The sequence below is a fragment of the Scandinavium sp. M-37 genome (genome assembly GCF_043558715.1).
GTDB lineage: Bacteria > Pseudomonadota > Gammaproteobacteria > Enterobacterales > Enterobacteriaceae > Scandinavium > Scandinavium vulneris_A.
Genome location: NZ_JBIGIN010000017.1, coordinates 20292 through 34192, shown reverse-complemented (window position 1 = coordinate 34192; position 13901 = coordinate 20292). Strand labels below are relative to the sequence as shown.

15 protein-coding genes are annotated in these 13901 nt (G+C 54.9%); 13 read left to right on the top strand and 2 right to left on the bottom strand.

Features of this window, described 5'->3' with window-relative positions; translation table 11 throughout:
- Positions 1-13: 13 nt before the first annotated feature.
- Positions 14-370, bottom strand: coding sequence for a DUF4225 domain-containing protein (locus tag ACG0Z5_RS13770; protein WP_394448136.1), 357 nt, complete (start codon positions 368-370; stop codon positions 14-16).
- Positions 371-384: 14 nt separating this feature from the next.
- Positions 385-1368, bottom strand: a complete 984-nt coding sequence (gene pspF / locus ACG0Z5_RS13765) for a phage shock protein operon transcriptional activator (protein WP_394448134.1) — start codon at positions 1366-1368, stop codon at positions 385-387.
- Between the two features lie 158 nt (positions 1369-1526).
- Between pspF and pspA the strand changes: the two genes are divergently transcribed.
- The 13 genes from pspA to pgmB all read left to right on the top strand — a co-directional run bounded on the left by pspA (position 1527) and on the right by pgmB (position 13900).
- Positions 1527-2195 carry a phage shock protein PspA gene (gene pspA, locus ACG0Z5_RS13760; protein ID WP_319630153.1) on the top strand — a complete coding sequence of 223 codons (669 nt, stop codon included), beginning with the start codon at positions 1527-1529 and terminating at the stop codon, positions 2193-2195.
- Positions 2196-2249: 54 nt separating this feature from the next.
- Positions 2250-2471 carry an envelope stress response membrane protein PspB gene (gene pspB / locus ACG0Z5_RS13755; RefSeq protein ID WP_319630154.1) on the top strand — a complete coding sequence of 74 codons (222 nt, stop codon included), beginning with the start codon at positions 2250-2252 and terminating at the stop codon, positions 2469-2471.
- The gene (gene pspC, locus ACG0Z5_RS13750) at positions 2471-2830 is read left to right on the top strand and encodes an envelope stress response membrane protein PspC (RefSeq protein ID WP_394448131.1); all 360 of its coding nucleotides are present in this window, start codon (positions 2471-2473) and stop codon (positions 2828-2830) included. The genes pspB and pspC overlap by 1 nt, the downstream gene beginning before the upstream one ends.
- A gap of 16 nt (positions 2831-2846) precedes the next feature.
- Positions 2847-3068 (top strand): phage shock protein PspD, encoded by a 222-nt coding sequence (gene pspD, locus ACG0Z5_RS13745; protein WP_319786883.1) that lies wholly within the window; start codon positions 2847-2849, stop codon positions 3066-3068.
- Between the two features lie 204 nt (positions 3069-3272).
- Positions 3273-4958, top strand: a complete 1686-nt coding sequence (locus ACG0Z5_RS13740; RefSeq protein WP_394448129.1) for an alpha-amylase family glycosyl hydrolase — start codon at positions 3273-3275, stop codon at positions 4956-4958.
- Between the two features lie 12 nt (positions 4959-4970).
- Entirely contained in the window at positions 4971-6260 is a 1290-nt protein-coding gene (locus tag ACG0Z5_RS13735) for an ABC transporter substrate-binding protein (RefSeq protein ID WP_394448127.1), read from the top strand.
- A 20-nt stretch (positions 6261-6280) separates the two neighbouring features.
- Positions 6281-7162, top strand: coding sequence for a carbohydrate ABC transporter permease (locus ACG0Z5_RS13730; RefSeq protein ID WP_394448252.1), 882 nt, complete (start codon positions 6281-6283; stop codon positions 7160-7162).
- The gene (locus ACG0Z5_RS13725) at positions 7149-7994 is read left to right on the top strand and encodes a carbohydrate ABC transporter permease (RefSeq protein ID WP_394448126.1); all 846 of its coding nucleotides are present in this window, start codon (positions 7149-7151) and stop codon (positions 7992-7994) included. The genes ACG0Z5_RS13730 and ACG0Z5_RS13725 overlap by 14 nt, the downstream gene beginning before the upstream one ends.
- Before the next feature lie 27 nt (positions 7995-8021).
- Complete coding sequence (locus ACG0Z5_RS13720) at positions 8022-9074, top strand: zinc-dependent alcohol dehydrogenase (protein ID WP_394448125.1); 1053 nt, start codon at positions 8022-8024, stop codon at positions 9072-9074.
- An 18-nt stretch (positions 9075-9092) separates the two neighbouring features.
- Positions 9093-9881 carry a sugar phosphate isomerase/epimerase family protein gene (locus ACG0Z5_RS13715; protein ID WP_394448124.1) on the top strand — a complete coding sequence of 263 codons (789 nt, stop codon included), beginning with the start codon at positions 9093-9095 and terminating at the stop codon, positions 9879-9881.
- Between the two features lie 10 nt (positions 9882-9891).
- Positions 9892-10950: a Gfo/Idh/MocA family protein gene (locus ACG0Z5_RS13710; RefSeq protein ID WP_394448123.1), complete on the top strand. Its 1059-nt coding sequence runs from the start codon at positions 9892-9894 to the stop codon at positions 10948-10950.
- Positions 10944-13217 carry a glycoside hydrolase family 65 protein gene (locus tag ACG0Z5_RS13705; protein ID WP_394448250.1) on the top strand — a complete coding sequence of 758 codons (2274 nt, stop codon included), beginning with the start codon at positions 10944-10946 and terminating at the stop codon, positions 13215-13217. Before ACG0Z5_RS13710 ends, ACG0Z5_RS13705 begins: the two co-directional genes overlap by 7 nt.
- Positions 13214-13900: a beta-phosphoglucomutase gene (pgmB, locus tag ACG0Z5_RS13700; RefSeq protein ID WP_394448122.1), complete on the top strand. Its 687-nt coding sequence runs from the start codon at positions 13214-13216 to the stop codon at positions 13898-13900. Before ACG0Z5_RS13705 ends, pgmB begins: the two co-directional genes overlap by 4 nt.
- Position 13901: the final 1 nt, after the last annotated feature.

The window sequence follows — 13901 nt, the reverse complement described above, 5'->3', positions numbered from 1 at the left end:
TTAATTGATATCTTTATTCTATATGTCGACTATTCGCTTTCATCGAATTTATAACCGTCATCATAAAATGTAGCTTTGAATTTTTAATGGATGACCCAGCCTGAAATATCTTCATAATAGTATTCTTATGCTCCCATTTGGTAATGTTATCTTGCCTGATGTAGTGAAATAATTTGCCGGTTCCAGGTTTTTCGAACAGCCCTCTGCTTGCTATGCGTAGAGGGTTTTCCTTTATAATAAGTCCTTTATAAGCTGAATATGCTGTAATTGAAAAATCCACCACGCTATATGCAAAGTCACCATTATATTTTTCATAACCCAACTGGCTGGGGTAATGCCCCTGCTTAACCAGAGGCAATAATGAAATCACGATAGAAATAAGCGTCAGAGCTGATGCTTTTTCAACAAAGCTCGCAGTTGGTGATAAGTTAAACCTAATAGTTCAGCCGCTTTTTTCTGATTAAATCTGGCCTGCTGCAGCGCCTGTTGTAGCAGGTCTTTTTCTTGCTGTTGCTGGAACTCACGTAAGTCCAGCGGCAGGGAGAGGGGACTTTTTTCTGCTAATTCTTGCACCGGGACCGGGCGCTGGAACGGGTCGAGGATGATCGTATCCAGTGGCTCGTCGATACTGGCATGCCGATACACCGAGCGTTCCACCACGTTTTTCAGCTCACGAATATTACCTGGCCAGCCGTAGCCGAGTAGGGTGTGGCGGGCGTTATCAGTGAAGCCCGGGAACAGTGGCAGATTCAGTTCGCGGCACATCTGAATGGCGAAGTGTTCCGCCATCAACATGATGTCACTCTGGCGTTCACGCAGCGGCGGAAGCTGCACCACGTCAAACGCCAGACGGTCGAGAAGATCGGCGCGGAAAGTACCGTCGCTGACCATTTGCGGTAAATCGGCATTAGTGGCGCACACCAGACGCACGTTGACCTGCAACGGCTGGCTGCCGCCGACGCGTTCCAGCTCGCCATATTCAATCACCCGCAGCAGTTTTTCCTGTACCAGCATTGGCGCGGTGGCCAGCTCGTCAAGAAACAGCGTCCCCCCATCTGCGCGTTCGAAGCGTCCCGGATGGCGCTTTTGCGCCCCGGTAAATGCGCCCGCTTCGTGACCGAACAGTTCGGAATCGAGCAGGTTTTCATTCAGCGCCGCACAGTTCAGTGAAATAAACGGCCCTTGCCAGCGCGAGGAGAGAAAGTGCAGGCGGTTGGCGATAAGCTCTTTGCCGGTGCCGCGTTCGCCGATCACCAGCACCGGTTTATCGAGCGGTGCGAGTCGTGAAACCTGTTCCAGTACCTCGATGAAGCTGTTGGCTTCCCCGAGCAAATTGTCCTTGTATTCCGCCATGATGAAATTCGCCACTAGTTGGTGTAATTCGCCATCTCACTGTAGCTGTCAGGCGGACGCAATTCAACCAGTATGAGTAAAATCAATAAGATAAAAAGTTGGCACGCCATTTGTATTATCTCATCAGCAGGGCAATGCCCGACAACAGAACTGACCGTATGAGGATTTGAATTATGGGTATTTTTTCTCGTTTTGCCGATATCGTGAACGCCAACATCAACACACTGCTGGAGAAGGCTGAAGATCCGCAAAAACTGGTCCGCCTGATGATTCAGGAAATGGAAGACACCCTGGTGGAAGTGCGTTCTACCTCCGCTCGTGCGTTGGCAGAAAAGAAACAGCTGACCCGTCGCATTGAACAGGCTAACGCGCAACAGACCGAATGGCAGGACAAAGCCGAGCTGGCGCTGCGTAAAGAGAAAGAAGATCTGGCGCGTGCCGCGCTGATTGAAAAACAGAAGCTGACTGAGATGATCGGTACGCTGGAACACGAAGTGACCCTGGTCGATGAAACCCTGACCCGGATGAAAAAAGAGATCGGCGAGCTGGAAAATAAACTCAGCGAAACCCGCGCTCGTCAGCAGGCGTTGACCCTGCGTCATCAGGCGGCGAACTCGTCCCGTGATGTGCGTCGCCAACTCGACAGCGGTAAAATTGATGAAGCGATGGCGCGTTTTGAATCTTTTGAGCGCCGTATCGATCAGATGGAGGCCGAGGCGGAGAGCCACGGTTTCGGTAAACAGAAATCGCTGGATCAGCAGTTTGCTGAACTGAAAGCGGATGACGATATCAGCGCGCAAATCGCTGAACTGCGCGCCAAAATGAAACAGGATAATCAATAATAACGTTCAGGCGGTGCTGTAGGCACCGCCGCTCATCATCTGTAAGGAGACCCTATGAGCGCGCTTTTTCTTGCCATCCCGCTGACGCTGTTTGTGTTGTTTGTCCTGCCGGTCTGGTTGTGGCTGCACTACAGTAACCGCTCCGGCGCAGAGCTGTCGTCGAGCGAGCAGCAGCGGCTTGCGCAACTGACGGACGAGGCGAAACGGATGCGTGAACGCCTTCAGGCGCTGGAAGATATTCTCGACGCGGAACATCCGAACTGGAGAGAACGATAATGGCAGCATTGGATTTTAGTAAGAAGCTGTGGCGTATTCCGCAGCAGGGTATGGTCAAGGGCGTATGCGCCGGTATTGCGCACTGGCTCGACGTTCCGGTGAAACTGGTGCGTCTTATTACCGTGCTGGCAATGATTTTTGGCCTGTTTTTCATCGTGGTGGTGGCGTACATCATTTTGACCTTCGCCCTTGACCCGATCCCAGATAACGAAATGTACGGCGAAAAAATGCCGTCCAGCGGCGAGCTGCTGAACGCGGTCGACGCCGAACTGGCCGCCGGTGAGAAGCGTCTGCGGGAGATGGAACGTTATGTCACCTCCGACACCTTTTCTCTGCGCAGCCGTTTCCGCCAACTGTAACTCTGAGAGGCATTTGATGAACTCAAAATGGCAACGCACCGGGCAGAAAGTGAAACCCGGCCTGAAAATCGCCGGTAAGCTGGTATTGCTGACCGCACTGCGTTACGGCCCGGCGGGCGTTGCCGGTTGGGCTATCAAATCCGTCGCCCGTCGCCCACTGAAAATGCTGCTGGCGGTCGCGCTCGAACCGGTACTGGCCCGCCTGGCCAGCCGGATGTCACGCAAGTATTTCTCCTGACCGGCGGGGAGGGCGCTCCCCCTGACTGCACGCTCCTGCGTTCTTTGCATCCTACACCTCCATTTATTTGCGGCAGCTCACATTTAATGAATTAGAGCCGCCGCAGATCCTCATTTTGCGTTTTTTCCCCTATCCGTCGCGTTGACATCGCATTTTGCGGAGAGTAGATTCCAATCCGTGGGACCGCTACCATGGAAAATTAACGTGAACCCGAAAATAAAAAATCTGATTGACAATGTTTATGGCGAGTCATTTTTAACGCACCAGTTAACCCGGCTTTATTCCGATATTGAAAAAGCCAGGTCACGTATTAGTGAGCGGCGTAAAATGAACTGGGATCAGCAGGATGTGGTATTAATTACCTATGCCGATCAATTTCGTCTCGAGGGTGAGAAAAGCCTGCCGGTATTTACGCGTTTTTATAATTGCTGGCTAAAAGAGAGTTTCTCCCACGTTCATCTTCTGCCCTTTTATCCCTGGTCTTCTGACGACGGCTTCTCGGTGGTGGATTATCACCAGGTAGCACCGGAGTCGGGCGACTGGCATGACGTTGCTGACCTGAAGCGCTCCTCAAAGCTGATGTTTGACTTTGTCTGCAATCATATGTCGGCGAAAAGCGAGTGGTTTGCCCGCTATCTGCGCCTGGAACCAGGTTTCGAAAACTTCTTTATCGCCGTTGATCCTGACACCGACCTTTCTGCGGTGACCCGTCCACGAGCTTTGCCCTTGCTGACGCCGTTCACCTTAAGTGACGACTCGGTGCGCCATTTGTGGACCACCTTCAGCGAAGATCAAATCGACCTCAACTTTGCCGAGCCAGAAGTATTGATAGCGATGGTCAACGTACTGCTGCATTACCTGGAGCAGGGCGCGGATTACGTGCGTCTGGATGCCGTTGGCTTTATGTGGAAAGTGCCGGGGACCTCGTGCATACATCTGCCACAGACTCACGATTTGATTAAGCTGTTCCGCGCCATTGCTGAAGAGGTTGCCCCGGGCACGGTTATCATCACCGAAACCAACGTCCCGCATAAAGACAATATTGCCTATTTTGGCGACGGTCACGACGAAGCGCAGATGGTGTACCAGTTCTCACTCCCGCCGCTGGTACTGCATGCGATGCACAGTGCGAATGTGGAAACGCTGTGCCGCTGGGCGCAGAGTCTGGCGCTGCCGTCGACGGATACGACCTGGTTTAACTTCCTTGCCTCGCATGACGGCGTTGGCCTCAACCCGCTGCGTGGCATTCTGCCCGAAGAGGACATCCTGCAACTGGTTGAAAAACTGCAGCAGCAGGGCGCGTTGGTTAACTGGAAAAATAACCCGGACGGCAGCCGTAGCCCGTACGAAATCAACGTCACCTACATGGATGCACTCAGCCCGAAAGCCAGCAGTGATGACGACAGGCTCGCCCGTTTTGTGCTGGCGCATGCGGTGTTGCTCAGTTTTCCTGGCGTACCAGCGATATACATCCAAAGCATTCTTGGCTCGCGTAATGATTATGAGGGCGTTGAAAAGGCTGGCTACAACCGGGCAATTAATCGCCAGAAATACACCCCGGATGAAATCGAAACGGCGCTGTCGCAAACCGGCAGTCTGCGTCAGCGCGTCTATCGTCGTCTGGCACACCTGATTGCCTTGCGTCGAGAGCATCACGCTTTTCATCCGAATGCGAAAGCCGAATTTACCGCGCTCAATGATAGCGTATTGCAAATTATCCGTACCGCGGAAAATAACCAGCGAATAACCTGTTTATTTAATTTCAGCGATCGGCCTCAGCGTATTCATCATGAATATTGTCCTGCCCGGGAAGTAATAAGCGGTTGCGATATAACTGATAGCGAATTGAATCTCGCACCATGGCAGGTTATGTGGATAGATTCTAAATAAAAGGAAGAATAAATGAAAATGGTAAAAACTGTGCTGGTCTCAGCACTGGTTTCCTGCGCCTTAATTTCAGGCTGTCGGGATGATAATAAAACCGTGACGATCGAATTTATGCATTCGTCGGTCGAGCAAGAACGTCAGGCGGTGATTACCCAACTGATTGCTCGCTTTGAAAAAGAGAACCCGGGCATTGTGGTGAAACCGGTGCCGGTTGAGGAGGACGCATTTAACACCAAAGTCATCACCCTGGCGCGGACCGGGGCGTTGCCTGCGGTAATGGAAGTCAGTCACGACTACGCCAAAGTGCTGGATAAAGAGCAACTGCTTGACCGTAACGCCATTGCCAAATCGATTGCCGATTCCGGGGAAGATAATTTCTACGATGGCGTATTGCGTATTGTGCGCACCGAAGATGGCAAAGCGTGGACCGGCGCGCCAATCAGCGCGTGGCTTTCGGGCGTCTGGTATCACAAAGATGTGCTGGCGGCGGCGGGGATTGCTGAGCCAAAAAACTGGCAGGAATTGTTAGCCGCCAGCAAGGCGTTGAGCAATCCGGCGATGAAAAAGTATGGCATCGCGTTGCCTACCGCTGAAAGCGTAATGACCGAACAGGCATTCTCGCAGTTTGCGCTATCGAATAACGCCAACGTCTTTAACAGCGAGGGGCGCATCTCGTTGGATACGCCAGAAATGCGTGACACGCTGGCGTTTTATCGTGATTTAGCCACTACCACCATGCCCGGCTCCAATGACGTGATGGAAATCAAAGACGCCTTCATGAACGGCTCTGCGCCGATGGCGATGTACTCCACCTATATTCTTCCGGCGGTGTACAAAGAGGGCAAACCCGAGAATCTGGGTTTTATGGTGCCGACGCAGGCCACGCCAGCGGTGTACGGCATGGTGACGTCGCTGACCATTACCTCCGGGCAGGAGAAAGCGCAGACGGAAGCCGCAGAGAAATTTGTCGCCTGGATGGAGAAACCCCAAAACTCCGCCGACTGGGTGATGATGTCGCCGGGTGCGGCATTGCCGATGACCAAAGGTGTGGTTGAAACCGCCACCTGGAAAGACAACGCGGTGATCAAAGCTTTCGGTCAGTTGCCGTATGAGCTGATCGCTCAATACCCGAACGTGAAGGTATTCGGCGCCGTTGGCGATAAAAACTTCACCCGCATGGGCGATGTCACCGGTTCAGGCACTATCAGCGCGATGGTGAATGCAGCAACGGTAGGGAATAAACCGATTGAACCGCTGTTGGCTGACGGTCAGAAACGACTCGACGCGCTGCTTCAACAGCCATGATACAGGCGGGAAATCGGATGATTAAGAAGTTGATGTCGGGCCGTTCCGACCTGCCGTTCGCCATGCTGTTACTCGGTCCCAGCTTATTGCTGCTGGCCGGGTTGGTCGCCTGGCCGATGATTTCCAATATTGAAATCAGTTTTCTGCGCCTGCCGTTGAACCCGCGCATCGAGTCGACGTTTGTTGGGCTGGATAACTACACCCGTATTCTGAGCGACCCGGAATTCTGGCACTCACTGTGGATGACCTTCTGGTACACCGCGCTGGTGGTGCTGGGCAGCACCGGGTTAGGGCTGGGCGTCGCCATATTTTTTAATCGCGAGTTTCGCCTGCGTAAAACGGCGCGTTCGCTGGTGTTGTTGTCCTACGTTACGCCGTCGATCTCGCTGGTGTTCGCGTGGAAATACATGTTCAACAACGGCTACGGGATTGTGAACTATCTCGGGGTCGACCTGCTCGGGCTGTATAAACAGGCGCCACTCTGGTTCGACAATCCGAGCAGTAGCTTCGTTCTGGTGGTGTTGTTCGCTATCTGGCGCTATTTCCCATACGCCTTTATCTCGTTTCTCGCCATTTTGCAGACCGTTGATAAGTCACTGTACGAGGCCGCAGAGATGGACGGCGCTAATGCCTGGCAGCGTTTTCGTATCGTAACGCTCCCGGCGATCATGCCAGTGCTGGCAACGGTGGTGACGCTGCGCACCATCTGGATGTTCTACATGTTCGCCGACGTCTATCTGCTGACCACTAAGGTCAATATTCTTGGTGTCTATTTGTATAAAACAGCGTTTGCCTTCAACGATTTGGGTAAGGCTGCGGCGATTTCCGTGGTGCTGTTTGTGATCATTTTCGCAGTGATTCTGCTGACCAGAAAACGGGTGAATTTAAATGGCAACAAATAAACAACGTCGCTGGAATAGCGTGCTGTTTTACGTCGGGCTGGCGCTGTTCCTCGGCTTCACGCTGTTTCCGTTCTTCGTGATGTTGATGACCTCATTCAAGAGCGCGAAAGAGGCCATCTCGCTGCATCCGACGCTGATGCCGCAGCAGTGGACCTTCGAGCACTACATCGACATTTTTAATCCGCTGATTTTCCCGTTCGTCAGCTATTTCCGTAACAGTCTGGTGGTGTCGATGGTCTCATCGGCTATCTCGCTGTTCCTCGGGACGCTTGGGGCATGGGCGCTGTCGAAACTGCGCTTTCGCGGCCGGGAAACCATCAACGCCAGCTTTTATACCGTCTACATGTTCTCCGGGATATTGCTGGTGGTGCCGCTGTTCAAAATCATCACCGCGTTGGGGATATACGACACCGAGCTGGCGCTGATTGTCACCATGGTGACGCAAACGCTGCCGACCGCCATTTTCATGCTGAAAAGCTACTTCGACACCATCCCGGATGAAATCGAGGAGGCGGCAATGATGGACGGTCTGAACCGGCTGCAGATCATCTTCCGTATCACGGTGCCGTTGGCAATGTCGGGTCTGATTTCGGTGTTTGTGTACTGCTTTATGGTGGCGTGGAACGACTATCTGTTTGCGTCGATTTTCCTCTCCAGCGCAGAAAACTTCACCTTGCCGGTAGGCCTGAACACGCTGTTCAGTACGCCGGATTATATCTGGGGACGCATGATGGCCGCATCGCTGGTGACCGCGCTGCCCGTCATCATCATGTACGCGCTTTCCGAGCGCTTTATTAAAAGTGGTTTGACAGCCGGCGGCGTTAAGGGCTGAGGCTTTCAGTTTGACAAGGAATCTGTAATGAAAAAATTAGTGGCAACAGCCCCGCGTGTCGCGGCTCTGGTGGAATATCAGGACGCGCCGGTGGCGGCAAATGAAGTGAAAATTCGTGTGCGTTACGGCGCGCCGAAGCACGGCACTGAAGTGGTCGATTTCCGCGCGGCAAGCCCATTTATTGACGAACAGTTCGACGCAGAGTGGCAACTGTTTACCGCCCGTGATGCGAACGCGCCGCGTGGCATTGAGTTTGGCACATTCCAGCTCGGCAATATGGTGGTGGGCGACATTATCCAGTGCGGCGCAGACGTCACGGACTACCGCGAAGGCGACAGCGTCTGCTGTTACGGCCCGCTGGCAGAAACCGTCATTGTTAACGCGGTCGATAATTACAAACTGCGCAAAATGCCTGAGGGCGCGTCGTGGAAAAACGCCGTCTGCTATGACCCGGCGCAGTTCGCGATGAGCGGTGTACGCGATGCCAACGTTCGCGTCGGTGATTTTGTGGTGGTGATTGGCCTGGGTGCGATTGGTCAGATTGCAGTTCAGCTGGCGAAGAAAGCGGGGGCATCAGTCGTGATTGGCGTCGATCCGATCAGTCATCGCTGCGAGATAGCCCGTCGCCATGGGGCGGATGCGTGTCTGAACCCTATCGGCACCGACGTCGGGTTGGAAATCAAAAAGCTGACCGGTAAGCAGGGCGCGGATGTGATCATCGAAACCAGCGGCTATGCGGACGCGCTGCAATCCGCGCTGCGCGGCCTGGCTTACGGTGGCACGATTTCATACGTTGCGTTTGCCAAACCGTTTGCCGAGGGCTTCAACCTCGGACGGGAAGCCCATTTCAACAATGCCAAAATCGTCTTCTCCCGCGCCTGCAGTGAACCAAACCCGGACTATCCGCGCTGGAGTCGTAAGCGTATCGAAGAAACCTGCTGGCAACTGCTGATGAACGGTTATCTGAACTGCGACGACCTGATTGACCCGGTGGTGCCGTTCAGCGAGAGCCCGGAAAGCTACATGAAGTTTGTCGATAAACAGCCTGAACTGAGCATCAAAATGGGCGTCACTTTTTAAGCGCAAGGAGAGCAAACAATGAAAATCGCAACGCAGAATCAGGCTTTCTTCCCGGAAAATATTCTGGAAAAATTCCGTTACATCAAAGCGATGGGCTTTGACGGCTACGAAATTGACGGTCGGTTGTTGGTGAACAATCTGGACGAGGTGAAAGCGGCCATTAAAGAAACCGGCCTACCGGTGACCACCGCCTGCGGCGGCTATGATGGCTGGATTGGGGATTTTATCGAAGAGCGTCGTCTTAACGGTTTACAGCAAATCGCTCGTATTCTCGAAGCGCTGGCGGAAGTCGGGGGGAAAGGCATCGTGGTGCCCGCCGCATGGGGGATGTTCACGTTCCGCCTGCCGCCGATGACCTCGCCGCGCAGCCTCGACGGCGATCGCAAAGCGGTCAGCGACTCCCTGCGTTTCCTTGATGACGTCGCCGCTCGCACTGGGACCACCGTGCTGTTGGAGCCGCTGAATCGCTATCAGGATCACATGATCAACACCCTGGCGGATGCCCGTCGTTATATCAGCGAAAATCAGCTGAATCACACGCAAATCATCGGCGATTTCTATCACATGAACATCGAAGAGGATGATATTGCGGGGGCGCTGCACGCCAATCGTGATTTGCTCGGCCATGTGCACATTGCGGATAACCACCGGTATCAGCCGGGCAGCGGGAGCCTGAATTTCGCCGCCTTGTTTGATCAACTGCGCGAAGACCAGTATCCGGGTTATGTGGTGTACGAATGCCGGGTTCGCGCCGACGATCCGGCGAAAGCGTACCAGGATTCCCTCGTTTATCTGCGTGAGTGCTGAGAGGTTTCGCGTGAACAATGCTACAGCGGTCGCCCCGTTACGCGTCGCCATCATCGGCGCGGGGCAGGTGGCGGACAAAGTCCATGCTTCATACTATGCCACGCGAAATGACCTCCAGATGGTGGCTGTCTGTGACAGCCGCCTGGAGCAGGCGCAGGCGTTTGCGGCGAAGTTCGACATTTCGGACTGCTATGACGACGTACGCCTGATGTTGCAAGAAGCGCAGCCGGATATCGTCAGCGTCTGCTCGCCGAACCGCTTTCATTTTGAGCACGTGTTAGCCGCTCTGGAAGCCGGTTGCCACGTGATGTGCGAGAAGCCGCCGGCAATGACACCGCCGCAGGCCGATCGGATGCGCGCCATGGCGCATAAGCAGGGCAAGGTGCTGGCCTATGATTTCCACCATCGCTTCTCCCTCGACGCTCAGCTATTGCGCGAGCAGGTACAGAGTGGCGTGTTGGGCGACGTCTATCTCACCACCGCCACCGCTTTGCGCCGCAGCGGCGTACCGGGCTGGGGCGTGTTTACCAATAAAGCAATGCAGGGCGGCGGACCCCTGATCGACATCGGTATTCATATGCTGGATGCCGCGATGTATGTGTTGGGTTTTCCGCCGGTGCGCCGCGTCATGGCGCACAGCTTCCAGAAGCTCGGTACGGTGAAAAGCTGCGGTCAGTTTGGCGAGTGGGACCCGACCCAGTACACCGTAGAAGATGCGCTGTTTGGCACCATTGAGTTTCAAAACGGTAGCCTGCTACGACTCGAGACCTCATTTGTGCTGAACATCGCCGAAACGTCACGGTTAAACGTAACCTTTTGCGGAGACAAAGCCGGGGCCACGTTATTCCCGGCGCATGTCTACAACGATGTGAACGGTACTCTCAACTCGATTATCCAGCGCGAACAGGCCGACGATAATCGCCATTTCCACAGCATGGAGGCCTTTGTGCGCCATGTGCAGGGCGAGGCGGTCACTATCGCTGACGCTGACCAGGGCTTTGTTGTTCAACAGCTGGTCTCGGCGCTGTATGAGTCCGCGGAGAAGGGAGAATGGGTGACGTTATGCTGAACATCACTACCCTGAACGATCCGGCTTTCAGCCCGCACACCCTGAATAAATACGCCTCGTTAATGACCTGCGCGAATGGCTATATGGGCGTGCGGGCGACACATGAAGAAGACTACACCCAGCAGGTGCGTGGTCTATACCTTGCCGGGCTGTATCACTGCGCCGGACGGGGTGAAACCAATGAACTGATTAATCTGCCGGACGTGGTGGGGATCCAGCTTGAGGTGAACGGCGCACCGTTTACGCTGTTGAGCGGGGAGACCGAAAGCTGGCAGCGTGAACTGGATTTCAGCGACGGGGAACTGCGCCGGGAACTGATATGGCGCTCACCGTCGGGTGCTCGGGTGCGCATTACCAGCCGTCGTTTCTGCTCAATGGCGCAGCTGCCGTTGTTGGCGATGCAGTTTACCGTCACCGCGCTGGACGAAGACGTCAACCTGACACTTTCCACCGGCATTGATGGCACCCAAACCAACAGCGGACGTCAGCATCTGGATGAGCTTTCCCTGCGGGTCTTCGGTCAGCAGGTGTTACAGGGCGCATGGGCGACACAGTCTGGCGATGCAGAAGTGGTGATCACCAGCAGCATTCAGGTGAGCCAGCAGGCGGAGATCTGTTTTACGGCCAAGAACCGCCGCGTCATGCAGAACAGCACGCTTTGTCTGAGGGAAGGTGACAGTGTCACGTTAGAAAAGATCAGCTGGATAGTCCAGCGCGGACGCGAAACCCTATTGCTGGAAAGCTTTAGCCGCCGTTGTCTGAATGATTTGCAGACCTGCGCTGCGATGGGCTACGAAGCGCTGCGCAATGCCTCACGGTCGGAGTGGCTAAAAGGCTGGCAGGCGCGTCGGGTGGTGGTTGAGTCTATAAACCCGGCCGATCAGGTCGCGCTTGATTTTGCCCATTATCATCTGGCCGCCATGACGCCGTTGCATGATGAACGCATCAGCAGCGGGGCGAAGGGGCTGACCGGCGAAGGCTATAAAGGGCATGTATTCTGGGATACCGAAGTCTTTTTGCTGCCTTATCATCTGTTGACCGCGCCCTCGACCGCGCGATCGTTGCTGCGTTACCGCTATCTGAATTTGCCCGGCGCGCGGGCAAAAGCCCGGCGTAACGGCTGGCATGGGGCGCTGTTCCCGTGGGAAAGTGCGCGCAGCGGTGAAGAAGAAACGCCGGAGTTTGCCGCCATCAACATCCGGACCGGACTGCGGCAGAAAATCGCCTCAGCGCAGGCCGAGCATCATCTGGTCGCGGATATCGCCTGGGCGGTGGTGAACTACTGGCACGCCACCCATGACGAGGCGTTCATGCGTACCGAAGGCGTCAGCTTGCTGACGGAAACCGCGATGTTCTGGGTGAGCCGCGCGGTGGAGGCTAACGGAAGGCTGGAGCTGCACGACGTTATCGGCCCGGATGAATACACCGAGCACGTTAACAACAATGCCTTCACCAACTACATGGCATGGCACAACGTGGCGCAGGCGCTGTATTTCGTGCCGCAGTTCGGCGAACTTCAACCCGGATTCGCCGCCAGAGCCGATGATTTCCTGCAACGTTTGTGGCTGCCTGAACCTGATGCACTGGGGGTGTTGGCACAGGACGATACGTTCATGGGTAAGCCGACTATCGACCTCACAAAATACAAAGCGAAAGCCGGAAAACAGACGATTCTACTCGACTATTCGCGGGCCGAAGTCAACGAAATGCAGATCCTCAAGCAGGCCGATGTGGTGATGCTGACCTACATGCTGCCGGAACGTTTTTCAACGGCAGCTTGCCTGGCGAATCTGGCGTATTACGAACCGCGAACGATCCACGACTCCTCGCTCAGTAAAGCGATTCACGGCATTGTCAGCGCCCGCTGTGGTCAGTTGGCGGACGGATATCGCCAATGGCGCGACGGGACGTTGATTGATCTGGGTGACGAGCCGCACAGCAGCGACGATGGCATTCATGCCGCCGCCACGGGCGCTATCTGGCTGGGTGCGGTAGAGGGTTTTGCCGGGTTGAGCATCCGTAACGGTGAACTGCATCTGGCCCCGGCATTACCGGCGCAATGGCAGCGACTGTGCGTACCGATTTGCTGGCAGGGCGTGAGCCTGACGCTGGACATCACCCCTGAGGCCATGACTCTGCACAGCCCGGCGGAAGTTCGCCTGTGGCTGTGGGGAACTGAGATTGATGTACAGGGGCAGCAGCGTTATCTCAGGGCGGATTTTTTAAACGCTCAAATTGGGACCGCTACCAGTGAGGGGGCGAAATGAAACTGGAAGCCGTTATATTCGATCTCGATGGGGTAGTGACCGACACGGCGCATCTGCATTTCATCGCCTGGCGCGATGTGGCGCAGGAGATCGGTATCACCATCGACCCGGTGTTCAACGAACAGCTAAAAGGCATCAGCCGGATGGCGTCGTTGCAACGCATTTTGCAATACGGTGGCAAAGCGGCGCACTTTACCCAGGCCGAATGCGAGGTGCTGTGTACGCGGAAAAACAATCGCTATGTGGCGACGCTTGCGTCGCTCACGCCTGCGTCGATTCTGCCGGGTATCACCGACCTGCTGCACGATCTTCGTGGCCGCGGAATCCGTATCGGGCTGGCTTCGGTGTCGCTCAACGCGCCGATCATTTTGAATGCGCTCGGGATTGCCCATCTGTTCGACTATTGCGCTGACGCCTCGCGTATCAAGCATTCCAAACCCGACCCGGAAATTTTCCTGCTGGCCTGCCATGGCTTGGGGGTGACCGCGCAGCACGCCATCGGTATTGAGGATGCGCAGGCCGGTATCCAGGCAATTAACGCCAGCGGTATGGCTGCGGTCGGGATTGGCGACGATTTGACAGGGGCGGGGCTGTTATTACCGTCCACACGGGAACTGAACTGGCATCGGTTGGATGCGTACTGGCAACGCCTTCATTCGGCCTCTGCACCTGCAAAGGAATAAA